Source organism: Pseudomonas sp. MBLB4136 (genome assembly GCF_051904765.1).
Lineage (GTDB): Bacteria > Pseudomonadota > Gammaproteobacteria > Pseudomonadales > Pseudomonadaceae > Aquipseudomonas.
The window spans coordinates 918,663-942,185 of sequence record NZ_CP196713.1; the positions used below are offsets into that span (position 1 = coordinate 918,663).

Consider the following 23,523-nt stretch of genomic DNA (forward strand, 5'->3'; position numbering starts at 1 on the left):
CTCTTGTCTGTCCTGACATCACCAAGCTGGATTTAGATGCATGTCAGCACTGTCTACTTCGGGCCGACGCCCCTTGGGCAGATGCCCGCTTTCGGCCGATTCTGTTGAAAAAGTAGCTGCCACCCCGAGACGCCGGCAGAATTGCTCTGTCAGCGAGCGCGGGGGCGAACAGCATGATGGGACAGTTACCGGGAGGACAGCAGCGGCTGTTCTACTCGTTCAACTTGGAAGAGCATGTCCCGCCGCAACACCTCCTGCGCAGCATCGACCAGTGCCTGGATCTCAGTGACCTGCGCGCCCACCTGGCGGATTTCTATAGTCCCATCGGGCGACCCTCGATTGACCCGGAGTTGATGGTGCGCATGCTGGTCGTCGGCTACTGCTATGGCATCCGCTCCGAACGACGGCTATGCGAAGAAGTGCACCTCAACCTGGCCTACCGTTGGTTCTGCCGGTTGGGTCTGGAGGATGAAGTCCCCAATCACTCGACCTTCTCGAAGAATCGCCACGGCCGCTTCCGTGACAGCGGCCTGTTCCGCTGGTTGTTCAATGAGGTGCTGCGACGCTGCATGGCGGCCGGCCTGGTCAAGGGCGAAGGCTTCGCCGTCGACGCCAGCATCATCAAGGCGGATGCCAGCCGGCAACGTGGGGTGGCGGGAGATGAAGTCGATTGGAGTGATCCAAAGCTCAGCAGCCGCGCCGTACGCGAGTACCTCGAAGCCCTTGATGAAGAGGCGCTGGCTGAGACTCTTCCCAAGAAAATTTCGCTCACCGACCCTCAGTCCCGTTGGACAGCAGCGCCAGGCGGCCCGGCTTACTTTGCCTACTCCACCAACTACCTGATCGACACCGAGCACGGCGTGATCATGGATGTAGAGTCGACTCCGGCGCATCGTACCGCCGAGGTCGATTCGACCAGGACGATGGTTGAGCGTGTCGAAGCGCAGTTCGACCTCACACCGGAACGCCTCATCGGCGACACCGCCTATGGCACTGCGCCGATGCTGGCCTGGATGGTCGAAGAGAAGAACATCGAGCCGCATGTGCCGGTGTGGGACAAGACCGAACGCAAGGACGACAGCCTCTCCAGTAATGACTTCCACTGGAATCAGGAGGCCAATGAATACCGCTGCCCAGCCGGCAAACCGCTGCGCAGTGCATGGCGCACCTTCACCCAGCAAAGATCGCGGGTGACCAAGGCCAACACCATCATCTACCGCTCCAGCCAAACTGACTGCGCCACCTGCCCGCTGAAAGCGAAGTGCTGCCCCAATACCGCATTCCGCAAGATCGCTCGGAGCATCCATGAAGCGGCCCGTGACGTGGCGCGACGCATCGCCAAGACGCCGGAATACCTCGTCTCTCGTTGCGAACGGAAGAAGGTGGAGATGCTGTTCGCCCACCTCAAACGGATCATGAAACTCGACCGTTTACGACTGCGTGGACTGACGGGTGCGACTGACGAATTCACCTTGGCGGCGACCGTGCAAAACCTGAGACGTATGGCCAAGCTACTGCCTCACGGGCCGCCGATCACGGGATAGGTGCGCCTGCGGCGAGCAGAAACCCTCGAAATAACCTTCAGACCTGGGCAAGGAAGCTCAGTGATACGCCGAAAGGCAACTTGAAGTGGCTTCCAGCCACTTCGACAGCAGGCACATCCGGCCGGCTGGCTGCCGCTGAACCTACTTTTTCAACAGAATCGGCCAGTAGCGGCCGCTTGTATAGAGCCTGAGAATCCCGGGGCGATTCATAGTGGACGCTGCCGTACGAGCACATTCAAGCATGCTGCGCATTCGGTAAGCGACGTTCGTACCACCAAATCAGCAGGTAGATCAGCGTGACGACGCTACCTGCAACCGCCATTACTGTGAAGATCAGAGCCGCTTGCCTAGGGATGAATTCCAGCAGTGAGGTCAGAAACTGGCCCGAGAAGATGGCCATCGACAGGTAAGCTAAATTGCAGCCACGCCTTGCGGCTGGTGTGCGCGCCACTGTCATGTGGTTCACCAGCGGAATCGAGAAGCCGAAGCCGATACCGGAAAAGAGGGCGCCGAGACTCATTAACTGCATGTCCTCGGCGAGGCCGAACAGGATCAGACTGGTCGTGAAGCTTGCAAAGGCCAGCGTCAGGGTAATGATCTCGCCGATCTGCCTGGCAACCCAAGGCAGTAGCATGGCTGCCGCAACCGCTACCAATGAGATGGCAGCCAGAAAGAAGCCGATCTGCGTCTCGCCCAAGCCCATGCCGGATAACTCCAGTGGTAGCAATACAAAGGGCGTGAAGAACAACATCATCGCTGCTGTGGCTGCGAGGTAGACCCATCCCATGCCGGTAACAGAATCAGAGGATGTATCTGTCGCTATGTCAGCGTGTTCATCTGAGGGTGTGCGACTGGGTACCCATGCACGCAACATCAACAGCATGACCCAAGCCAGCAGGTAGACCGCAAAGGGCCAATGCCAGCCGATCCCGGCAAGAATGCCGGCGGCAGTGAGGAACAACACGCCACCTAGTTCGATAGCCATGCCTTGCTGGGCGAGCACCTTGAGACGCTCATGCCCCTGATACCAATGCGAGATCAGGCTGGTACCAGAGACCATCACCACGGCTGTAGCGCCTCCCAATAATACGCGGTCGGCAAACACCAGCGCCGGGCCTGACAGCATGGCGCCAGCTACGCCCAGCAGACCGTAGCTGGCCAGGCCCATTTGCAGCGCCGTATAGGCACCAACACGATCAATCAAGCGCCCGGCCAGTGGCGCAAAAAGAATAACGCCCAGTGCTGGAAGGGTGACCAGCCAGCTGGCGTGGCTACTCACACCCAGAGCAGAAGAAATGATGGCCAAGCCGGGCGCTACTACCGAGCCCACCATGATGATCAGGCAGGCCACGGCCAGCAGGGTAAAGCGTCCGCGTGACGAGAGAGAGGCTGGGCAGGTGTTGGGTTTTCCATTCATGAACAGGAACCTTGTTTGATGATGGCGCGACGGGTTCCCCGCGCACTGTTATCCGGCGCTATACAACCGGCTCTTGGGGATAAAAATGTTGCCTACGATCAGGCGGCAGCCGATTCGAAGCTCTTGTCTGTCCAGCGCATGGCAACGTGCAGAAGCAGTGCGCTCGCTGACAGGGCGACGCTGAGCCCCATCACACCCTGCCAGCCGTATGCCGTCATCATTCGGACGCCGGAGGCGGAGCCAATGGCGGCGCCGAGGTAATAGGACAGCATGTACACGGCGTTCAGCCGGCTTTGCGCGGATGGCTCGATAGCGAATACGCGCACTTGATTGGGCACCTGGGCGGCAAACACACCGAGGTCTATCAGTACGATGCCGGTGACCAAGCCGATGAGTGAGTACGAATAGCCCCACATCACCAAGGTGCCTACCAGCAATACCAAGAGCGCCGAACAGATAGTCCTCCAGGTGCCCAATGCCCCGACCCAGCGACCGGACACTTTGGCGCCGACAACGCCGGCCATGCCGGCGATACCGAACATGCCCGCCTGTTGCAGGTTCAGGTTGAGTGGTGCATTGGTGAGGTGCAGCGAGAAGCTCGCCCAGACCGCGTTGAAGGCGGCGAACCACAGCGCGCCGGTCAGTGCCGAGACCCTCAGCAGGGCATGCCTGCGCAGGAGGCTGAACATCGAGCCGATCAGCGCTGGGTAACGCATGACGGCGACCTGCGAGGTTTCGTTTGGCAGCAGGCGCCAGAGCAACAGCCCCCAGATCAGCGCTGTGGAAGCGGCCATCCCGTACACGGCCCGCCAGCCCGTGTGCTCGGCGATACTGCCGCTGAGCACGCGAGACAGCAAAATGCCTGCGGTCAGCCCACTCATCAGCGTGCCCAGCACTCGACCGCGCTGTTGTGGTGAGGACATAGAGGCGGCGAGTGGAATCAGTTGCTGGGTGATGTTGGCGCCGAGGCCCATCAGAAAAGTGCCAAGCACCAGGATCAGACCGCTCACCGTCGTGGCCTGCAGCACCAGCGCGCCCACAAGAAGGCAGGACAACAACCCAATCAGTTTGCGGCGTGGCATGACATCGCCCAGCGGCGAGATCAAGAGAATGGCGGCGGCGTAGCCGATCTGGGTGGCGAAAGGCACCAGGCCCAACTGCGTGTCGCTCAACGATAGGTCATCACGCAGCGCGGGTAATAAAGGTTGGTAGTAGTAAAGGTTGGCCGCCGTGAAGGCGACGGCCATGGCCATGAGTACTAGCAACACGCAGGAGGGCGCCTCTATCCCGGCAGGGGGTACTGATGCCTGGTTCGCGTGGGTAGATGACATATTTGAGTCTCTGCGAATGTGCCCGTGTAGCGAGCAATGCGCAGATTCTAGTGATGCCTATCTAATAACAGAAATGATGATACGGTATCTAACCTATGCTGGATTGGTATCAATCAAGGCGGCGTGATGGAGCTCAAAACCCTCAGAACCTTTGTCGCGGTGGCGGAGTTACGCAACTTCTCGGCCGCTGCACGTCTGCTGCATACGGTCCAACCCGCCGTCAGCCGGCAGATTGCCGAACTGGAAGAGGAGCTGGGTACGCCGCTGCTGTGGCGCAGCACGCGGGAGGTGAGGGTTACTGCCGCCGGTGAGGTGCTGCTGGAGGATGCCCGTCGTTTACTCGCGCTTGAGGTCGAGGCGCGCGAGCGGGTGACGCGCGCGGCCCGTGGCCAAAGTGGTCAGCTGCGAATCGGCTACATGAGTTCGGCCTCTGCACGCTTCTTGCCTACTCTATTGCAGCACTTCAGTCAGCGTAATCCGGAGGTGCACGTCGAGCTTTTCGAGATGACTGCTCAACAGCAGCTTGAAGCCTTCGCCCGCGACGAAATTGACCTGGGTTTCTCACGGCCGTTGCCCAAGCCTGCGCCTCCGGGTCTGGAAAGCCTGTTGCTCTACCAGGACCGTTTGATGGCAGTCCTGCCGCAAGCGCATCCGTTGGCCAAGGGTAAGCAGCTGTCACTCAAGGCATTAGCTCGAGAAGATTTCGTGCTTTTCGAACGTGGGCAAGCCAGTGGCCTGTTCGACGGAATCATCAGCGCATGCGGGGAGGCGGGCTTTTCCCCGCGAGTGGTACGCCAGCCAGCGCAGATGCAGACACTGCTCAGTCAGGTAGCCAGCGGCATGGGCTTGGCGATCGCGCCGGCCTGCATTCGTTATCTGCAAAGTGACGGCTGTGTCTTTCTCAAACTGTATCCAGCTCCGCCGCCCATTGCGCTAGAGCTGCACTACCTTGGGAATCCACTGCGGCCGACCGTTGAAGTCTTCTTGGAGGAGGTCGGCCAGATGCGAGAGCAGATTAAAGCGCAGATGGAACCTGAGTGATCTGCGTTGATTCATCGCTCTGAATGCGCCGGTCGTGTGCCGAAAGAATGGTTCCCTTCTTGTAAAACGCAGCCGTGCATCAGTAATGAAGTGTTTGGAATCTAGTCGTCGACACCACCACCTAAAGCCTTGTACAGGGTGATGCGATTGGTTTGTTCGATCAGGCGCAGGCTGATCAGGTTCTGCCGCGCGGCATACAGCTCACGCTGCGCATCGAGGACATCCAGATAGCTGCTGGCACCGTTGCGATAAAGGGCATCAGCCAGTTGAAAACTCTTGGCGGTAGCGTCAGTGAGTGCCTGCTGTGCATCCAGGCGTTCCGTGAGGGCGTCGCGTGAGGCCAGTGCATCGGCAACTTCCTTGAAGGCGACCTGAATACTCTTCTCATAGGTAGCAACCTGGATCGCCTTCTCGCTTTGCGCGGCATTCAGGTTGGCTCGGTTGCTGCCCGCGTCGAAGATCGGCAGGGTTATGCTTGGGGCGAAGCCCCAGGTGCCGGCGCCTTTGAACAGTGAGCTGAGTTCGCTGCTGCCCACACCGGCGACAGTCGTCAGGTTGATACTCGGAAAGAATGCCGCACGAGCAGCGCCGATGTTGGCATTCGCCGCCTTCAAACTGTGTTCGGCGGCCAGCACATCGGGTCGCTGTAACAGCAGGTTTGACGACAGACCGTTGGGGATACTCAGGAGCTGTGCGGCGTCGTCGGCCAGTCCCGCTGGCAGGACTGACTCTGACAGACTTTCACCGACCAGCAGATTGAGTGCATTGATATCCAGCCGTACCTGGCTGCGATAGTTGGCTACATCGCCCCGGGCCGACTCAACGGTGGTTTGCGCCTGAGCCAAGGCCAGGCCAGAGGTGTTGCCTAGGGCATGGCTGCGTTGTTGCAGGTTGTAGCTGGCCTGCTGATTGGCCAGGGTTTCCTCGGCCAGTTTAAGCAAGTCGCGGTCGGCGGCCAGGGTCAACCAGGCATTGGCGATTTCGGCCACCAGGCTGATCTGCGTGCTGCGCTGGGTCTGCTCAAGAGAGAGGTAGTCTTCCAGGGCGGCGTCGCTGAGGTTGCGGATACGGCCAAATACATCCAGCTCGTAAGCGCTAAGGCCCAGTTCGGCACTGTATTGGTGACTGGTGCTAGCTGTACCGCTCAGGCTGTTCGACGTACGGCCGTGGCTGGCGCTGGCTCCTGCGTCTAGCGTGGGCAGAAGCTCGGCACGTTGCACCCGGTACAGAGCCTGCGCCTTCTCGACATTCAGTGAGGCCACACGAAGATCACGGTTGTTGGCCAAACTTTGCTTAACCACTTGCCGCAGGCGTGTGTCGAGCAAGAAAGCTTGCCAGCCGATCTGTATCGAGGTGCTGCCGGATGTGTTCGTTACCGACCATTGTTCGGGAATCGGTGCCGGTGGTTGTTGATAGTCCGGGGCCAGGTTGACGCAGCCAGCCAACAGCAGGGCTGACAGCAACGGGATGCAACGAGATGGGCGAATCATGCTTCTACTCCTGCGCCATGGGGCGCTGGAGCGCGCCGGGCGGCTAGCTGTCGGACCAGAACAAAGAACAGCGGTACGAAGAAAACCCCCAGCACGGTGGCGCTGAACATGCCGCCGAGTACGCCGGTACCGATGGCCTGGCGCCCGCCGGCGCCAGCGCCGCTGCTCAGGGCTAGCGGCAGCACGCCGAACATGAACGCCAGGGACGTCATCAGGATTGGTCGCAGGCGCTGACGGCAAGCTTCTAGCGTCGCGCCGACGAGATCCTGACCCTGTTCTTGAAGCTGCTTGGCGAACTCGACGATGAGAATCGCGTTTTTCGCCGCCAGGCCCACGGTGGTCAGCAGACCGACCTGGAAGTACACGTCGTTGGCCAGCCCGGCGCCAGCGGTGCCGAGCACGGCACCGACGATGCCCAGCGGCACCACCAACATGACCGCGAAAGGCACTGACCAGCTTTCATACAGCGCGGCCAGGCAAAGAAATACGAACAGGATTGAGATTGCATACAGCAACGGTGCTTGCGAGCCGGAGAGGCGCTCCTGGTAAGACTGTCCCGACCATTCATAGCCAATGCCGGCCGGTAGCTGGGCGAGCAGGGTTTCCACTTCATCCATGGCTTCACCGGAACTGACCCCGGCGGCCGGATCGCCCACGAGCTCTACTGAAGAGTTGCCGTTGTAGCGTTCAAGCAGGGGCGCGCCGACGCTCCAGGTGCTGCTGGCGAAGGCGCTGAAGGGCACCATCTCGGCACTGCTGTTGCGTACGTACCAGCGATTGATGTCTTCAGCCTGCATGCGCGCCTGGATATCACCCTGTACGTAGACCTTCTTTACCCGGCCATTGTGGATGAAGTCATTGACGTAGCTGCCGCCCATGGCGGTGCCCAGGGTGCTGTTGATGTCGCTGGTGGCCAGGTTGTAGGCGCCGGTCTTGCGGTCGTCGATCGCCACACGCAGCTCCGGCGTGTCGTCGAGGCCAGTGTTGCGCACCCCCACCAGTTTGCTGCTTTGTCTGGCCAGGCTGAGGAACTGGTCGCGCGCGGCAATCAACGCATCGTGCCCGACCCCACCGACATCTTTGAGTTGCAGGCTAAAGCCGGAACTGCTGCCAAGACCGCGAATGGCCGGTGGTTGAATGACGAAAATGTTCGCATCGCGCAATGACGACAAGGCGATGGTGGCCCGTCTGGCGATGGCGGCAGCGGCCTGCTCGGCGTCTTCACGCAGGCTCCAGTCTTTCAACTTGATGAAGGCACGACCAGAGTTCTGCGCATTACCATTCAGCCCCAGGCCGGTGATTGTGACCACTGCATCGACTTCCGGCTGAGCGCGGATGTAGTCGACAAACTGCTGGGTGGCAGCCTGAGTGCGCGCATCGGTGGCGCCGACCGGGAGCTGGATCATGGCCATCAGCATGCCTTGGTCTTCATCGGGCAGGAATGAGCCCGGCAGGCGCGTATAACCCACGGCCAGCGCCACCAGAATCAGTGCGTAGAGGGCCAGCATGCGTGGCTTGTGGCGCAGCACACTGCCAATGTTGCGCTGATAGAGCTGAGCATTGCGCTCGAAGGTGCGGTTGAACCAGCTAAAGAAGCCGCGGCGCGGAGTGTCACTGTGGTTGGGTTTGAGCAGGGTGGCGCACAGGGCCGGGCTGAGGGTCATGGCCACCAGAACAGACAACAGCATGGCACTGACGATGGTGACCGAGAACTGCCGATAGATCACTCCGGTGGAGCTGCCAAAGAAGGCCATCGGAACAAACACCGCCGACAACACCAGGGCTATGCCGACCAGGGCACCGCTGATCTCCCCCATCGATTTGCGCGTTGCTTCCAGCGGTGACAAGCCGTCTTCGGCCATCACCCGTTCGACGTTCTCTACGACTACGATGGCGTCATCCACCAGCAGGCCGATCGCCAAGACCATGGCGAACATGGTCAGGGTGTTGATCGAATAGCCGAACATGGCCAGTACACCAAAGGTGCCGAGCAGCACCACCGGCACGGTGATGGCAGGTATCAGGGTTGCGCGCCAGTTCTGCAGAAACAGAAACATGATCAGCACCACCAGAGCGATGGCTTCAAACAGCGCTTTGACCACTTCCTCGATGGACAGGCTGACGAACGGCGTCGTGTCGTACGGCACGGAGGTTTCCAGCTGCATTTCGGCCGGGAAGTTCGCTGCCAGTTCGGCCACCTTGGCCTTGACTGCCGCGGCGGTATCCAGCGCATTGGCACCTGTGGCCAGGGTTACGCCCATAGCCGAATTGGGCTTGCCGTTGAGCGCGGTCACCACGTCGTAGCTCTCGCTGCCCAGCTCTACTCGCGCGACATCAGACAGCAGCACCAGAGAGCCGTCGCTGGCGGACTTGAGGACGATGTTGCGAAATTGCTCTACGCTCTGCAGCTTGCTACGTGCGCTGATGGTGGCATTCAGTTCCTGCCCCGCGGCAGCTGGCAATGCGCCGAGCTGGCCGGCGGATACTTCGGTGTTCTGCGCCTCCAGTGCGTTGCTCACATCACTGGGCATCAGCGCGTACTGTTGCAATTTGGCCGGGTTCAGCCAGATACGCATGGCATACGCCGAGCCGAGCATCCGCACTTCACCGACGCCGTCGACACGACTGACCTGGTCAAGCAGTGTGCTGTCGATAAAGTCGCCAATGTCGGTGCTGCCGACGGTCGGGTTGCTTGAGCTCAGGGCGACGATCAGCAAAAAGTCGGAACTGCCTTTGGTGACGGTGATGCCCTGGTTCTGTACCGCCTGGGGCAGACGTGATTCGGCCTGCTGCAGCTTGTTCTGCACCTGCATTTGCGCCACATCGGCATCGGTGCCGGCGGCAAAGGTCAGGGTGATGCTGGCGCTGCCTGCCGAGCTGCTGCTGGCGGACATGTACAGCAAGTTATCGAGCCCCTTCATTTGTTGCTCGATCACTTGGGTCACCGAGTCCTCGATGGTTTTCGCCGAGGCCCCGGTGTAGGTCGCAGAAATACGCACGGTGGGCGGCGCGATACTTGGGTATTGCTCCAGCGGTAGCTGGCTGATGGACAGGCCGCCGGCCAGCATGATGACGATCGCAATGACCCAGGCGAAGATTGGCCGGTTTATAAAGAAATGTGCCATGTGCAGCCCTCAGTTACTCGCCACTGCTGCGGGGCCAGCCGATGGCTGGACCTTCACGCTGCTGACGGCATCGCCAATGCGTACTTTTTGCCCGCCTTCGACAATGACCTGGTCGCCCGCGGACAATCCGCTACTGACCCACCATTGGTTACCAACGCTGCGTTCGATGCTGACCACGCGCTGCTCAACCTTGTCATCGGTCACTACCAGCACGCTGGTCGCACCGCTGTGGCTGCGCGTGACCGCGCGTTGCGGCACCAGTAGCGCTTGCGGGTCGATGGCTGCTGTCACTACGGCACGCACATACATACCCGGCAGCAACAGGCCGTCGGGGTTCGGCACTACGGCGCGCAAGGTCACGCTGCCGGTACTCTCGGATACGCTGGCCGCGCTGAATTGCAGCTGTCCGGCGTGGGCATAGTGGCTGCCGTCCTCAAGAATCAAGTCGATATTCACACTGTCCTGATCGGCTCCTGCGAGGGTTCCAGCCGCCAGCTCGCGCTTGAGGCGCAGCACTTCGGCGCTGGACTGGGTAATGTCGACATACAGCGGATCAAGCTGCTGCACGGTGGTCAGCACGCCGTCCTGACTGGCTGTCACCAGTGCCCCAGGGGTGACGCTGGAAGCCTCGATGCGGCCGGTGATGGGGGCCGTGATGGTGGTGTGGCCGAGATTGATGCGCGCACTTTCAACATTGGCCTGGGCCGCTTGGTATGCAGCCTCGGCGCTGTAGAGGCTGGCTTGGGCGTCCTCATTGTCTTGCTGGCTGACGGCATCTATTTTCGCCAGTTCGACGTAGCGCTTGGCTTTGAGCTGGGCGGATGCAAGCGTGGCCTTGGCTTCGGCTGCACCGGCCTTGGCCTGGGCGTAAGTCGCTTGATAGGGGGCTGGATCGAGTTGGTACAGCGCATCTCCGGCCTTGACTACGCTGCCTTCGGTGAACAGCCGTTGTTTGACGATGCCACTCACCTGGGGGCGAATCTGCGCACTCATCCACGCCTTGGTGCGCCCTGGCAGTTCCCTGGTCAGGGTTTGTGGTTGTGGCGTCAGGGTGATGATGCCAACTTCCCTTGGGCCTTTCTGTGGCGGCTTGGGCGCGGGCGAGCAACCGGTTAACGCAAGGCTTATCGCCAAGGCAAGGGTAGCGAGGGTGCGAGGGGTGAGGCTGGGCATGGAAGGTCTCCAACCGGCAGGGCCGTGCTGTGTCTATGCCGTTCATCCTGCTGGGCAAATGTGCAGAAAATTTGGAGATTCCTCCCTAAGCGTTGAAAGCTGTGGGGCGCTCGCTCTTAATACGCACATATATCCGCACATTGGCTCGTCATGAAACTCAGCTTGTCACGCAAACTCTTTCTCGCCGTACTGGGCACTTCCTTGCTGGCTGTTCTAGCCATGGGCGTGGCCGACAAGGTGAGTTTCGCGAGCGGGTTCCTCGGCTATATCAACGGCCAGGCCGAGGAGCGCATGAGCAGCGTGGTACCCAACCTGCGTGATTACTACATCCAGCACGGCAGCTGGGATGAGCTGCGTGCTGAGCATAGGAACTGGCTAAAGCTGATACGCCCGCCCAGCAGGCTGGACCCGAACCCGGCCAATTGGACGGTGCCGGTCTCTGACCTGACTGGCGCGATGTTCCGTATCGCCTTGCTGGATGAGCGTCAGCAGCTGCTCGTCGGTTTTGTCGAGCCGCGCGCGAGCGACCCGCACATACCGATCGAGGTACAAGGAAAAACGGTCGGCTGGTTGGCCATGGCGCCGTTCCAAAGCGTCACCGAAGCAGGCGGTGCGGCGCTGCTCAAACGACAGTTATTGGCCAGCATTGGTATCGGGACGCTGGCCCTACTGATGGCCGCACTGATTGCCGGATGGACCTCACGACGGTTGCTGGCGCCGGTTCGCCAGGTGGCTGCGGCCACTCACCGCTTAGCCGCAGGCGACTATGCCGAGCGTGTAGTGGTCCCCGAAGATGACGAAGTGGGGCAGCTGGCCCGTGACTTCAATCAGTTGGCCCACACCTTGGAGCGCAATGAGCGAATGCGCCGTGATTTCATGGCGGATATTTCACACGAACTGCGCACCCCGTTGGCGGTGCTTCGTGGCGAGCTGGAGGCGCTCGAAGATGGCGTGCGCAAGCTTGACGGCGACTCGCTGTGTTCATTGCAGCAGGAAGTCGCTCAACTGAGCAATCTGGTCGATGACCTCTATGAGCTCTCCCTGGCTGACGTTGGCGCGCTGACCTATCGCAAGAGCCGCGTGGATCTGGTGGTGTTGCTGCAGCAATCCCTGGCGGGCGCTGCCGAGCGTTGCCAGGAAAGAGGCCTGTCGCTGGAGTTGGAACTGCCTACGGCGCCGCTGCCGGTACTTGCAGATGCAGATCGCCTGCGCCAGTTGTTCGGCAATTTGCTGGAAAACAGCCTGCGCTATACCGAGTCCGGCGGGCGTCTGTGCATTCATCTATACGGCGAGCCCGGACAGGTCGGCCTCGATTGGCTAGATTCTTCGCCCGGGGTGGCCGAGGCTGATCTACCGCGCCTGTTTGAGCGTTTTTATCGTGGTGAGGCGTCGCGCCGGCGGGCCAGTGGTGGCTCCGGCCTGGGTCTGGCGATCTGCCGCAGTATTGCCGAAGCCCATGGCGGTAGCCTTGAGGCTCGGCCATCTCCGTTGGGCGGGCTATGGCTGTGTCTGCGCCTGCCGCGGGAGCCCATCCAATGCTGAGCAATGAGGCGTTGCGCCCTGCGCGCATCATGGTGGTGGAGGACGAGCCCAAGCTGGCCGCGATACTTCGCGATTATCTGCAGGCGGCCGGCCATCAGGTGGATTGCCTTGCTGATGGTCTAGCCGTGGTTCCGGCGGTCCGTGCGGTCGAGCCCGAATTGATCTTGCTCGACATCATGCTGCCGGGAATGGATGGTCTGGCGATCTGTCGCGAGCTACGCACATTCAGCGAGGTGCCGATCATGCTGATCACTGCGCGAGTCGAGGAGGTGGATCGCCTGCTTGGGCTGGACCTGGGCGCAGACGATTACATCTGCAAGCCGTTCAGTCCCCGTGAGGTGATGGCCCGCGTTCGCGCTATCCTGCGGCGCCGTCCGGTACAGGCATCCAGTGGCTTGCAGCTGGATGCCGACGCTTACCGGGCCCGCTTTGCCGGAATCGATCTTGGCCTGACCCCGGTGGAGTTCCGTCTGCTGCACTGCTTGGCGGCGGCGCCGGGGCGGGTGTTCTCCCGTGATCAGCTGATGAACCATCTGTACGACGATCATCGAGTGGTAACCGACCGCACCGTCGACAGCCATGTGAAGAATCTTCGCCGGAAATTAGAGCGGGTTGCCCATGGGGAGGGTCTGATCCATTCCATTTATGGGGTGGGCTATAAGCTGGAGCTTTAGGCATTGGGGGGCGCTCACATTCTCTCCAAAGTTTTAGAGGAATCTGGCTTCAGAGAAAGCGATGGTCATCCCGGGGTAATTTAGTACTCACTGAGTCGCCACTGACTTTGTAGACAGCCAATGGCAGCTTCTGGCCCAGGCCGTGTAAAAACGTTGGCATCGACCTTGCTGTGATTTGATGGATTCAAATCAGCGGGGGATGCCGATGAAGCGTTTTATCCAGGGAGAGCATCGAGGCCAAAGCGCGCTGCTTCCCGAGAGCCTGGATGACTACGTGGCGGACACCAACCCGGTGCGGGTGGTCGATGTTTTCGTCGATGAACTCGACCTTGGCCAACTGGGTTTCGAGGGTGTCGTCCCGGCTGAAACAGGTCGGCCCGCTTACCATCCTGCCGACCTGCTGAAGATCTACATCTACGGTTACCTCAACCGCATCCAGTCCAGTCGACGTCTCGAACGCGAGGCTCAGCGCAACGTTGAGTTGATGTGGCTGACCGGACGGTTGATGCCGGACTTCAAGACCATCGCCAACTTCCGCAAGGATAACGGCAAGGCAATCCGCGGTGTCTGTCGGCAGTTCGTGCTGCTGTGCCAGCAGCTTGGCCTGTTCTCGGAAGCGCTGGTAGCCATCGATGGCAGCAAGTTCAAGGCGGTCAACAATCGCGACCGCAACTTCACCAGCGCCAAGCTTCAGCGGCGAATGGAGGAGATCGAGTCCAGCATCAACCGTTACCTGACCGCACTGGATACCGCTGATCGTCAGGAACCGGCCGTGGCGAAGGTCAAAGCCGAACGCCTCCACGACAAGATCGCGACCTTGAAAACTAAGCTCCGGGAACTCAAGGAAATCGAGGGTCAGCTCAACGAAACACCGGATAAACAGATCTCCCTGACCGATCCCGATGCCCGCTCAATGAAGACCCGGGGCAGCGGAATGGTCGGCTACAACGTGCAGGCGGCGGTCGACGCGAAGCACCACCTGATCGTGACGCACGAGGTCACGAACGACGGAGTCGATCGAGACCAACTGAGCTCCATGGCCAAGCAGGCGCGAGAGGCCATGGGTGTCGAGGAACTCTCGGCGGTCGCAGACAGAGGGTATTTCAAAGGCGAAGAAATCCTGGCGTGCCATGAGGCTGGAATCACCGTTTTCGTGCCCAAGACGCTGACCTCGGGGGCGACAGCGGCTGGCCGCTTCGGCAAAGGTGATTTCATCTATGACGCAGCCAAGAACGAGTACCGCTGCCCTGCTGGGCAAAGCCTGATCTGGCGTTTTGCAAGAGTCGAGAAAGGGCTGAAGCTGCACCGCTACTGGAGTTCGCACTGCCAAGGTTGCGCGTTAAAAGAGCACTGTACGCCGAGCCCACAGCGCCGGGTGAGCCGCTGGGAGCATGAGGCAGTGCTCGAAGCGATGCAGAGTCGCCTGGATCAAGCGCCCGAGATGATGCGGATCCGTCGCCAAACGGTGGAGCATCCGTTCGGCACATTGAAGGCCTGGATGGGCGCCACCCATTTCCTCACCAAGACGCTCGATCGAGTGAGCACAGAAATGAGCCTGCATGTGCTCGCCTACAACTTCAAACGGGTGCTGAGCCTGCTGGGCAATAGTGCGCTGATGGCCGCGATGAAGGCCTGAACCCCATTAGCGGCCCGCTGAGATCGTCGCACAGCATCGCGGAAGCAGCACTTGCCCGAATCAGTTGAATGACCCGGATGGACATGCCAGGCGCCCATAGGGCCTCTGGGCGCCGCTAAGACCATCCAATCTCCAGCTGTCCATCACCCGCTGCGTTTTTACACGGCCTGGGCCGAAAGCGGTCACTCTGCGACCGCTGCCCTAGCCATCAGTTGAGACTATTAAGGCCCCGAGGCCAGTACCAACTGGGGCCCGCTCGCCATTTTCTGAATCGTGGTCTGCCCCTGATAACTTGAATAAACCTTTCCGCTTTCCGCTTTCCGCTTTCCGCTTTAAGCGCGGGAGCCTTGGGCGCCGCGAGCGTATTTCTTCTGCAGGATTATCGATGCTTCGCTGTAGGCATTCTGGAAAGCCTCGCCGCTGATCCAGTCCACCGCCGTGTCTTCGTCTTCATCGTGGAAGAGCCCCCGGTAGGTGATCAGCAGGCCCATCATGAAGTCGATCGCCGGGTCTTCCTCTTCCTCGGCGACCACCAGCTCCAGCACCGGGTACTGCAGGAACACCAGGCACATCGCCAGCAGGCTGATGTCTTCGGCGGCTTTCATCGCCCGGAACAGGTCGTCGAAGTGCGCCGGGTCGAAACCGTTCTCTTCGATGTCCTTGAAGTCGAAGGTGCTCAGGTCGATTTCGACATCATCGAAGGGCTCGTCGATCAGCGGATTGGCCAGCAGCGGATGCACCGCATGGGCTTTGGACTTGCCCGAGCGGTTCTGCTTGGCCTTGGCTTTGGCCCTCTGGGCGCGTTTCTTCTGTTTGTCTGGGGAGGCCATGGAGGCGAGTTCCTTGTTCGGTGCAGCCATATTCATGGCCCGGGATAATCGGGCGCTTATTGTATTCGGTCGGCCAAAAGGGGCAGATCTATTTTTCCTGCGCTGAGCGTCCGCCTTGGGCCGGCTACTCCTCGAAGCGCCCCGTGGCCTCGCGGTCGTGGGCGTATCGCCGGCTAAGGGGAAACGCCGGCAGCCAGGACTCGCGGCGGACGGTCCAGCTCTCGTAGGTGGGCGTCAGTTGGTCGGGGGCATCCAGGGCGCCCAGGTTCACTTCGATCTCGTCTGCGCTGCGGGCGAAAACCGATGAGCCGCAGCGGGGGCAGAAATACCGCCCGGCGTAGTCGCGGGTTTCGCCCTCGATCTTCACCGCATCCTGGGGGAAGATCGCGGATGCGTGGAACAGCGCGCCATGGTGCTTGCGGCAGTCGAGACAGTGGCAAAGGCCGACCCGGTAGGGGCGTCCCGAGGCCTCGATGCGCACGTTGCCGCACAGGCAATCGCCGGTGAATCGCTCCATGCCGCGTCTCCTCTGCAATCGGACGGTCGAAATCTTTACAGCTCGGGCGTCGATAGACGTTGCGCAAGCGTGCCGGCCAGCTCATGTTTGGGCACTGTGCCGGGGCGACGACCTTCCAGCTGCTCGCTCAATTATCCCCGGCGGCCAGCTGTTCCAGGATGCGCGTGTAGTTCTCCACCCCTTGCGCACCGCTGACGAGGTGGCGACGGTTGAAGATCACCGCCGGCACACCGCGAATGCCTTGGTTCAGCCATGCGTTCTCGGCCGCACGCACCGCTGAGGCAAAGCGCTGATCCTGAAGCACCGCCAGGGCCTCGGCTCGCGCCAAGCCGACTTCGGCGGCTACGTCCGCCAGCACGCCGAGGTCGGACAGGTCGCGGCGGTGGGTGAAGTGGGCGGTAAACAGGGCCTGTTCCAGGTCGTGCATGCGCCCCTGCTGATCGGCCCAATGCAACAGTTGATGCACGTTGAAGGTGTTGTGCATGCGCATGTCGTCGGCAAAGCGGAACGCGAAGCCGAGTTCTGCACCGATCGCGGTCAACCTGGCCCGGCTGTCCTCCGATTGCTCCCGGGTGGTGCCGTATTTCTCGGCCACGTGGTCGCGCAGGTTCTGCCCCTCGGGCGGCATGTCGGGGTTCAGCTCGAACGGATGCCAATGGATCTCATGCGGCGTGCCGGTCGCCTGCAGCGCCGTGGCCAGCTGTCGGTAGCCGATGATGCACCAGGGGCAGACCACATCGGAGACGATGTCGATCCGCAGCCTTTGCGGTGGGGTGGTCATGGAGCCTCCTTGGATCGTATTCGAGGTGTTGCCCGGCGCTCAGTCTGCAGCCGGTACCGACGCTATGGCGACCTGTTCGATGCCACCGGGCCCGCTGAATATAGTCGAGCGGCTGGCGCTCAGGGCCGGGTGCGCCCCGGCACCAGACTCAACTCGCTGACCGTGCCGCGCCGCTGGCTGAGAAAGCGTGTGCAGCTGACCCGCAGGAAGGAGGCGAAGTTGACCACCTCGCCACGGTAGTCGATGACCTCCTCGTACAGCTTGGTGATCAACTGACTGGTGGTCATGCCATCGACTTCGGCGATCTCGCGCAGGATGTCCCAGAACTGGTTCTCCAGGCGCAGGGTGGTGACCACGCCGCGAATCCGCAGCGACCGGGAGCGCGACTCGTAGAGAATCGGGTCGGCTTTGACGTAGAGCTCGCACATATTCCAAGACCTCTCGAGCGGGATGCTGTGGCGGCGACCGCGGTCGCTGGCAGGGGACCCGATTGTCGCTTACCGGGTCGCCTTGCGGCCGCTGCCACAGCTGAACGTTCCTCTTACAGGCTGATCCTGGTGCCCAGCAGCGTGAGGAAACCGGCCAGCCAGGCCGGGTGCGCCGGCCAGGCCGGTGCGGTGACCAGGTTGCCCTGGATATGCGCTTGATCCACGGCGATGTCCATGTACTCGCCGCCGGCCTGCCGCACTTCCGGGGCACAGGCCGGGTATGCGCTGCAGGCACGGCCTTGGAGCACGCCCGCCGCCGTCAACAGCTGGGCACCGTGACAGACCGCGGCAATCGGCTTGTCGGCCCTGGCGAAGGCCCGGACCAGCTCCAGCACCTGCTCGTTCAGCCGCAGGTATTCCGGGGCACGCCCGCCGGGAATCAACAGCCCCTGGTAATGCTCGGCCTCGACCTTGGCGAAGTCGTAGTTCAGGACGAAGTTGTGCCCGGGCTTTTCGCTGTAGGTCTGATCGCCCTCGAAGTCATGGATGGCGGTGCGCACGCTCTGCCCGGCGACTTTGTCCGGACAGACCGCATGCACGACGTGACCGACCATCTGCAGGGCCTGGAACGGCACCATCACTTCGTAATCTTCGACGTAGTCGCCGACCAGCATCAAAATATTCTTCGCAGCCATGCTGTCCTCCTGACAGGTTGATGACCCGACGAGTTTCCGCCTTCGAGTGTGCAGGCGGGTAATAGCCTGGAACTACGTCGGGGAAAACGGCAGTCGGCATCCAGACGGAGCGCGCGAGGCCCGCCGTCACTGCGTCAGGGTCAGTAGAATATCCGCGTACCAGGTGCAGTTCAGGCCGAGCGCCTCGTCCAGCTCCAGGTCGCGGGTGCCCAGGTCGAGGCGCGCCGAGTGCACGCCCAGCAGGCGCCAGGGCAGCTCGTTCGCGTTGTCCTGGCGGTTGGGCAGGCGCAGCACCACCGGGGCGCCGCTGGTGCCGCGGTGGGTGCGGCCGTCGGTGAGGAAGTAGCCCTGGCCCTGGAAGCGCAGGCCGAAGGAGGAGGCGAGCACCGCGTGGCGCACCACTGGCATGTGGTGCAGGGTGTCGTGGAAGCCGAGGGGGAAGCCCACCACCAGCAGCGACGAGCCGACCTCGACCGGCTCCTCCGGCCCCGGCAGGTGCTCGGGGGTGAAGGCGCTGTAGACCATGTCCTCGGGCAGGGCGGCGCGGTCCAGCTCGATGGCCGCCACGTCGATCTCGCCGGCGCTGTCCAGGCCCTGGCGCCAGAGACTCTTGCCGTCGCGGTACAGCGGAATGGAGAAGCCGGTGGAGCTGGCCATATTGGCCTCGGCGGTGTGCACTTCGATGACGATGCGATCGGGAAAATGCTTGCTCGGCTCGTCGATCATCACGTGGCGGCTGGTCACCACGAACAGGCGTTCGCCGCGGGCGAAGAAGAAGCCGCTGGCGTTGGTCAGCTGGCGCTGGCCGTCGTAGGTGCAGATGCGCGCCGCGGTGAGCAGCAGGGACTCGATCTTCGGCATGGCGGTGCATCCTCTGGGTGGTGCGAAGCGGTTATCGACTGGCACCTTAGCACGCCGGCGGTGAGCGACCGGCGCGCACAACCCGCCGTCAGCGTGCTGGCGCGAGTTGGCGCGGCTGCACCCGCGCGCCATCGCTCAGCTCGGCGCCGGGGTAGAGGATCACCTGGGCGCCGGCGTCCAGGCCGCCGAGCAGCTGCGCCTGGCGGCCGTTGTTGGCACCGACCTCGACCGGGACCAGGCGTGCCCGGCCGCCCTCGACGGCGAACAGCGCCCAGCCGCCGTCCTCGCGGAACAGGGCGCTGGACGGCACGCTGAGGGTCTCGGCGGACTGCCAGACGACGATCCGCGCCAGCACCCGGTAGCCGTGGCCGAGGCCGACGCGGCGTGCGGGCGGGTCGCTCAGGCGGATCAGGGTGTTGACCCGTTGTTCCTCGACGCCGAGGGCGGAGAACTTGGTGAAGCCCGCCGGTTCGACCCGCGCGACTTCGCCGTGCAGCGGGTCGGGGCCGCCCCAGTTGTCGATGATCACCGGGTTGCCCGGGGCGACCCGCACCGCATCGCTGGACAGCAGTTCGACGAGCACCTCCAGATCATTGTCCACATCGCCGATCTCGAGGATGGGCGCGCCGTCGGCCAGGCTGGTGGCGCTCTCCTGGAGCAGGCGCAGGATCTGTCCGGAAACCGGCGCGAGCAAGGGCACCGCGTCCCCGTTGGCCACCGTGTCCGGGGCGACCTGGCCCAGGCGCGCCCGGGCACTGGCCTGCTCGGCCTCGGCCCGGGCGACGGCGGCTTCGGCACGCTGTCTTGTCGCGGCGGCCGTGCGGGCGCTGCGCTCGGCGCGCTCCAGTTCGGCCTGGGCGAGGGCATCGCGGGCGTGCAGGCGGCGGGCGCGCTGCAGTTCGCGGTCGGCCAGGCGCCGCTCGGCGTCGGCGCCGGCCAGTTCGGCCGCGGCTGCGCGCAGGGCCGCGGTGCTGGCATCGAGCTGGGCGCGGGCCTGCTCGCGGTCGCGGCGGTCCAGCGGCGGCGGATGGCTCGGCAGCATGCGGGCGACCACGCTTCGGCCGCCCTCGACCCGGTCGCCGGGCTCCACCTCGACCCGCAGCAGGCGCCCGGCGAACGGCGCCGACAGCACATAGGGCTCGCGCACCCGGGTGCGGCCTTCTTCATCGATGCTCAGCTGCATGGGCGCGCGCTGCGCCGTGCCCAGGTCGACCGGCAGCGCGCGCGGCCAGAAGGCATAGGCCAGGGCAGCGGCGAGCAGGGCGCCGAGACCGAGGCTGATCCAGATGCGTGAACCGTTGTGCGCCACCGTTCGGGTCACTCCTGTGTCTTCAACGCCGCGACCAGCTCGAGGCGGTCGATGTCGCGCTTGACCAGCCAGCCGGACACCACCGCCGCCGCCAGCACCGCCAGGGCCGCGCTGCCATAGCTCTGCGGCACCAGCAGCAGCGGGATGCGGTACAGGTCGGTGCTGAAACCGGCCGATATCGCCTGGGTTAAGTAGTAGCCGAGCAGCGCGCCGAGCGGCAGGGCCAGCAGGGTGATCAGCGCCAGTTCGCCGAGCAGGACGAAGGCCGTCTCGCCGCGGGTGAAGCCCAGCACCCGCAGGCTGGCGAGGTCACGGGCGCGTTCGGCGAAGGCGATGCGCGCGCTGTTGTAGACGATGCCGAAGGTGATGACCGCGGCGATGGCCGCCATCACGTAGCGGATCGCCCCGGCGCCGCTGTCCAGCAGCTGCTTGAAGGCGGCCCGGGCGTCGCGGCGCAGACTGACGCCGGCCACCGCCGGCATGTCCTTGAGAGCGCGGTAGAGCGCCTCGCCCTGCAGGCTGTCGACCCGCAGGTAGGCGCCGGAGACCCGCCCGGGCTCGCCCAGCGCCCGGTTCAGTGCGTCCAGCTCGAGGTAGGCCGGGGCGCCGAGCAGGGTCTGGGCGATCCCCGCCACCGGCAGTTGCAGCCGTGGCCGGCGGCCCTCGCGCACCTCGACGGTCAGGTACTGGCCGGGGCGGATGTGGAGGATCTGCGCCAGGGATTCGGCGAGGATCAGGCCGTCGGCGCGGATGAAGATGCCCTGCATGTCGGCGTCGACCGCGCGGTTCAGGCGCGGCTCGGCGACCAGGCCGCTGATCGCCCCGCGGTAGCCGTGGCGGCCGTGGCGCAGGAGCACCGGCACGCTGCGCAAGGGCTCGACTTCGATCACCCCGGCCATGCGCCCCAGCTCCAGAAGGGTCTTGTCGGACAGCGGCTCGATGAAGCTGACCGTGGCGTCGCTGCGGTCTATGACGCTGAAGCTCAGCTCCAGGCTGCGCTCGAAGGCGCTCATCAGGCTGAGCATCGCCACCGACAGGGCCATGCCGGCGCCGATCCCGCAGGCGGCGGTGAGGGTGCGCGCCGGCTGGCGCAGCAGGCGGCGCAGGACCATGCGACTGGGCTGGTCGAGCAGGCGCAGCAGGGCCTTGCCCAGGCGCGCCGAGTGGCTGTAGTCGGCCGGCGCCGGCGGTCGCATGGCGGTGGCCGGGGTTAGCGCAAAGACCTGGCGGAGCACCAGCAGGCCGCCGGCCGAGGCCACCAGCACGCTGATCGCCACCCCGGCGAGGAACACCCCGGGATCGACCCGGAACAGCAGGAAGGGAAACTTGTAGTAGGCCAGGTAGACGTCCACCAGGCTGCGTCCGGCCAGCACCCCGAGCAGGCAGCCGAGCAGGGCGCCGGCCACGGCGATGGCCAGGACGAACTTGGCGTAGTGCAGGCCCACCGCCCGACTGCTGTAGCCGAAGGCCTTGAGCAGGCCGATCTGCTCGCGCTCGGCCTGGATCATCCGCGCGATGACGATGTACAGGAGAAAGGCGGCGACGCCGAGGAAGATCGGCGGCACCACCCGCCGGGAAGCCTTGAGGCCCTCGATCTCCTCGCTGATGAAACGGTTGGACAGCTGGTCGGCCAGGCCGAAGGCGCCGCTGCTGCCATAGGGCGCGAGCAGGCGCTCCAGGCCCTCGAGCACTTCGGCCAGGCGGGCGTCGCGGCTCAGGGCCAGCAGCGCCTGGTTGAACGCGCCGTCCAGGTCGAAGGCCGCGGCCAGGGCCTCCTCGTTCATCCACAGCACGGCGAAGCGCGCGTCGTCCGGGGCCAGCTCGCCCGGCGCCACGGCGTAGAGAAACTCCGGGGCCTGGGCCAGGCCGACGATGCGCAGGGTGCGTCGTGCGCCGTTGAGATTGACCCGCAGCGGGTCGCCGGGCGCCAGGCCCCGGGCCACGGCGAAACCGTGCAGCAGCAGGACCTCGTCGCGGCGCGCGGGGTCGAGCCGGCGCCCCTCCACCAGGTGAACCGCGTTCAGTCGCGGCGGGCGCAAGGCCGGCAACGACACGGCCTGGGCGCGGATCGGCACCGCCACCCCCGGCAGGTCGATCAGCGCGCCGCCGCTGATGCGTCCCTCGACGGCGGCGACCCCAGGCAGCGCGGCGACCTGCCCGAGCAACTGGCGCGGCGCCCGCTTGACCGGAGCGAACACCTCGGCCAGGCGATAGCGCTGGTAGTAGGCGCGCTTGCTGTCCTCCAGGGAGTTGACCAGGCCGTCCATCATCACCAGCAACAGCACGCCGAGGGCGATGACCACGGCGATGGCCAGGGCCTGGCCGCGCACCCGGTACAGGTCGCGCAGCAGCTTGCGGTCGAGGGGGCTCATGGCTGACGCCGTCCTGCCTTCACCAGGCGATCTCTTCGGCCGGGCGCTTGTCGGCGTTGCGCTCGACCTGGCGGATGCGCCCGTCGGCGAAGTGCAGGACGCGGTCGGCCATGGCCGCGGTGGCGGCGGCGTGGGTGATGATCAGCACGCTGGTGCCGAGTTCCTGGTTGATGTCCTGCAGCACCCGCAGCACGGCGCGTCCGGTCTCGCTGTCGAGGGCGCCGGTGGGTTCGTCGCAGAACAGCACGGTCGGGCGCTTGGCGATCGCCCGGGCGATGGCCACGCGCTGCTGCTCGCCGCCGGACAGTTGCGCCGGGAAGTGCTGCAGGCGCTGCTGCAGGCCGACCAGGGCCAGGGCCTCGGCCGGCGCCAGCGGGTCGTCGGCGATCTCGGTGACCAGCTCGACGTTCTCCTCGGCGGTGAGGCTGGGCATCAGGTTGTAGGACTGGAACACGAAGCCGACATGCCGCCGGCGGTACTGGGTGAGCTGGCCGTCGCTCATGGCCGTCAGCTCCTGCTCGAAGAAGTGCACGCTGCCGGCGCTCGGCCGGTCCAGGCCGCCGAGGATGTTGAGCAGCGTCGACTTGCCGCTGCCGGAGGCGCCGAGCAGCACCACCAGCTCGCCGCCGGGCAGCTCCAGATCGACCCCGCGCAGCGCGCGCACGGCCGACGGGCCCTCGCCATAGACCTTGGTGACCCCCCGGGTGCGGAACACCGCCGCTGCGCTGTTGCTGGAACTGGCCATATACCCCTCAGT

General features: G+C 63.5%; 19 protein-coding genes. 5 read left to right on the top strand and 14 right to left on the bottom strand.

Annotated features, from left to right (window positions below):
• Positions 1-173: 173 nt before the first annotated feature.
• A complete protein-coding gene (locus tag ACSX1D_RS04085; protein WP_439861095.1) occupies positions 174-1,544 on the top strand; it encodes a transposase in 1,371 nt (456 codons plus the stop codon).
• A 235-nt stretch (positions 1,545-1,779) separates the two neighbouring features.
• Here ACSX1D_RS04085 and ACSX1D_RS04090 read toward each other — a convergent pair whose 3' ends face one another.
• Positions 1,780-2,961 carry an MFS transporter gene (locus ACSX1D_RS04090; protein ID WP_439861096.1) on the bottom strand — a complete coding sequence of 394 codons (1,182 nt, stop codon included), beginning with the start codon at positions 2,959-2,961 and terminating at the stop codon, positions 1,780-1,782.
• Positions 2,962-3,059: 98 nt separating this feature from the next.
• Entirely contained in the window at positions 3,060-4,229 is a 1,170-nt protein-coding gene (locus ACSX1D_RS04095; RefSeq protein WP_439861097.1) for an MFS transporter, read from the bottom strand.
• 189 nt (positions 4,230-4,418) lie between these two features.
• Here ACSX1D_RS04095 and ACSX1D_RS04100 point away from each other — a divergent pair, with 189 nt between their 5' ends.
• Positions 4,419-5,333: a LysR family transcriptional regulator gene (locus ACSX1D_RS04100; protein WP_439861098.1), complete on the top strand. Its 915-nt coding sequence runs from the start codon at positions 4,419-4,421 to the stop codon at positions 5,331-5,333.
• Between the two features lie 101 nt (positions 5,334-5,434).
• Here the strand turns inward: ACSX1D_RS04100 and ACSX1D_RS04105 are convergent, their stop codons facing one another.
• The 3 genes from ACSX1D_RS04105 to ACSX1D_RS04115 are packed head-to-tail and all read right to left on the bottom strand — an operon-like array spanning position 5,435 to position 11,121.
• Positions 5,435-6,823, bottom strand: coding sequence for an efflux transporter outer membrane subunit (locus ACSX1D_RS04105; protein ID WP_439861099.1), 1,389 nt, complete (start codon positions 6,821-6,823; stop codon positions 5,435-5,437).
• Positions 6,820-9,948: an efflux RND transporter permease subunit gene (locus tag ACSX1D_RS04110; RefSeq protein ID WP_439861100.1), complete on the bottom strand. Its 3,129-nt coding sequence runs from the start codon at positions 9,946-9,948 to the stop codon at positions 6,820-6,822. The genes ACSX1D_RS04105 and ACSX1D_RS04110 overlap by 4 nt, the downstream gene beginning before the upstream one ends.
• 9 nt (positions 9,949-9,957) lie before the next feature.
• Positions 9,958-11,121 carry an efflux RND transporter periplasmic adaptor subunit gene (locus ACSX1D_RS04115; RefSeq protein ID WP_439861101.1) on the bottom strand — a complete coding sequence of 388 codons (1,164 nt, stop codon included), beginning with the start codon at positions 11,119-11,121 and terminating at the stop codon, positions 9,958-9,960.
• A gap of 150 nt (positions 11,122-11,271) precedes the next feature.
• On the opposite strand from ACSX1D_RS04115, the gene ACSX1D_RS04120 reads away from it, so the two are divergent.
• The 3 genes from ACSX1D_RS04120 (at position 11,272) to ACSX1D_RS04130 (ending at position 14,973) form a co-directional block, all read left to right on the top strand.
• The gene (locus tag ACSX1D_RS04120; RefSeq protein WP_439861102.1) at positions 11,272-12,663 is read left to right on the top strand and encodes an ATP-binding protein; all 1,392 of its coding nucleotides are present in this window, start codon (positions 11,272-11,274) and stop codon (positions 12,661-12,663) included.
• Positions 12,657-13,337: a response regulator gene (locus tag ACSX1D_RS04125; protein ID WP_439861103.1), complete on the top strand. Its 681-nt coding sequence runs from the start codon at positions 12,657-12,659 to the stop codon at positions 13,335-13,337. The genes ACSX1D_RS04120 and ACSX1D_RS04125 overlap by 7 nt, the downstream gene beginning before the upstream one ends.
• Before the next feature lie 205 nt (positions 13,338-13,542).
• Positions 13,543-14,973 carry an IS1182 family transposase gene (locus ACSX1D_RS04130; RefSeq protein ID WP_439861104.1) on the top strand — a complete coding sequence of 477 codons (1,431 nt, stop codon included), beginning with the start codon at positions 13,543-13,545 and terminating at the stop codon, positions 14,971-14,973.
• A gap of 332 nt (positions 14,974-15,305) precedes the next feature.
• On the opposite strand, the gene ACSX1D_RS04135 is transcribed toward ACSX1D_RS04130, so the two are convergent.
• The 9 genes from ACSX1D_RS04135 to ACSX1D_RS04175 all read right to left on the bottom strand — a co-directional run bounded on the left by ACSX1D_RS04135 (position 15,306) and on the right by ACSX1D_RS04175 (position 23,511).
• Positions 15,306-15,803 (bottom strand): hypothetical protein, encoded by a 498-nt coding sequence (locus tag ACSX1D_RS04135; RefSeq protein ID WP_439861105.1) that lies wholly within the window; start codon positions 15,801-15,803, stop codon positions 15,306-15,308.
• Positions 15,804-15,927: 124 nt separating this feature from the next.
• Positions 15,928-16,320, bottom strand: a complete 393-nt coding sequence (locus tag ACSX1D_RS04140) for a GFA family protein (RefSeq protein WP_439861106.1) — start codon at positions 16,318-16,320, stop codon at positions 15,928-15,930.
• A 127-nt stretch (positions 16,321-16,447) separates the two neighbouring features.
• Positions 16,448-17,101, bottom strand: a complete 654-nt coding sequence (locus ACSX1D_RS04145; RefSeq protein ID WP_439861107.1) for a DsbA family oxidoreductase — start codon at positions 17,099-17,101, stop codon at positions 16,448-16,450.
• 119 nt (positions 17,102-17,220) lie between these two features.
• A complete protein-coding gene (locus ACSX1D_RS04150) occupies positions 17,221-17,529 on the bottom strand; it encodes a ribbon-helix-helix domain-containing protein (RefSeq protein ID WP_439861108.1) in 309 nt (102 codons plus the stop codon).
• Between the two features lie 113 nt (positions 17,530-17,642).
• Positions 17,643-18,224, bottom strand: a complete 582-nt coding sequence (locus ACSX1D_RS04155) for a DJ-1/PfpI family protein (RefSeq protein ID WP_208708586.1) — start codon at positions 18,222-18,224, stop codon at positions 17,643-17,645.
• A gap of 126 nt (positions 18,225-18,350) precedes the next feature.
• On the bottom strand, positions 18,351-19,085 hold the full coding sequence (locus tag ACSX1D_RS04160) for a S1 family peptidase (protein ID WP_439861109.1): 735 nt from the start codon (positions 19,083-19,085) through the stop codon (positions 18,351-18,353).
• A gap of 88 nt (positions 19,086-19,173) precedes the next feature.
• Entirely contained in the window at positions 19,174-20,406 is a 1,233-nt protein-coding gene (locus ACSX1D_RS04165) for an efflux RND transporter periplasmic adaptor subunit (RefSeq protein ID WP_439861110.1), read from the bottom strand.
• Complete coding sequence (locus tag ACSX1D_RS04170; protein WP_439861111.1) at positions 20,403-22,766, bottom strand: ABC transporter permease; 2,364 nt, start codon at positions 22,764-22,766, stop codon at positions 20,403-20,405. The genes ACSX1D_RS04165 and ACSX1D_RS04170 overlap by 4 nt, the downstream gene beginning before the upstream one ends.
• A 19-nt stretch (positions 22,767-22,785) precedes the next feature.
• Positions 22,786-23,511, bottom strand: a complete 726-nt coding sequence (locus ACSX1D_RS04175; protein ID WP_439861112.1) for an ABC transporter ATP-binding protein — start codon at positions 23,509-23,511, stop codon at positions 22,786-22,788.
• Between the last annotated feature and the right edge of the window lie 12 nt (positions 23,512-23,523).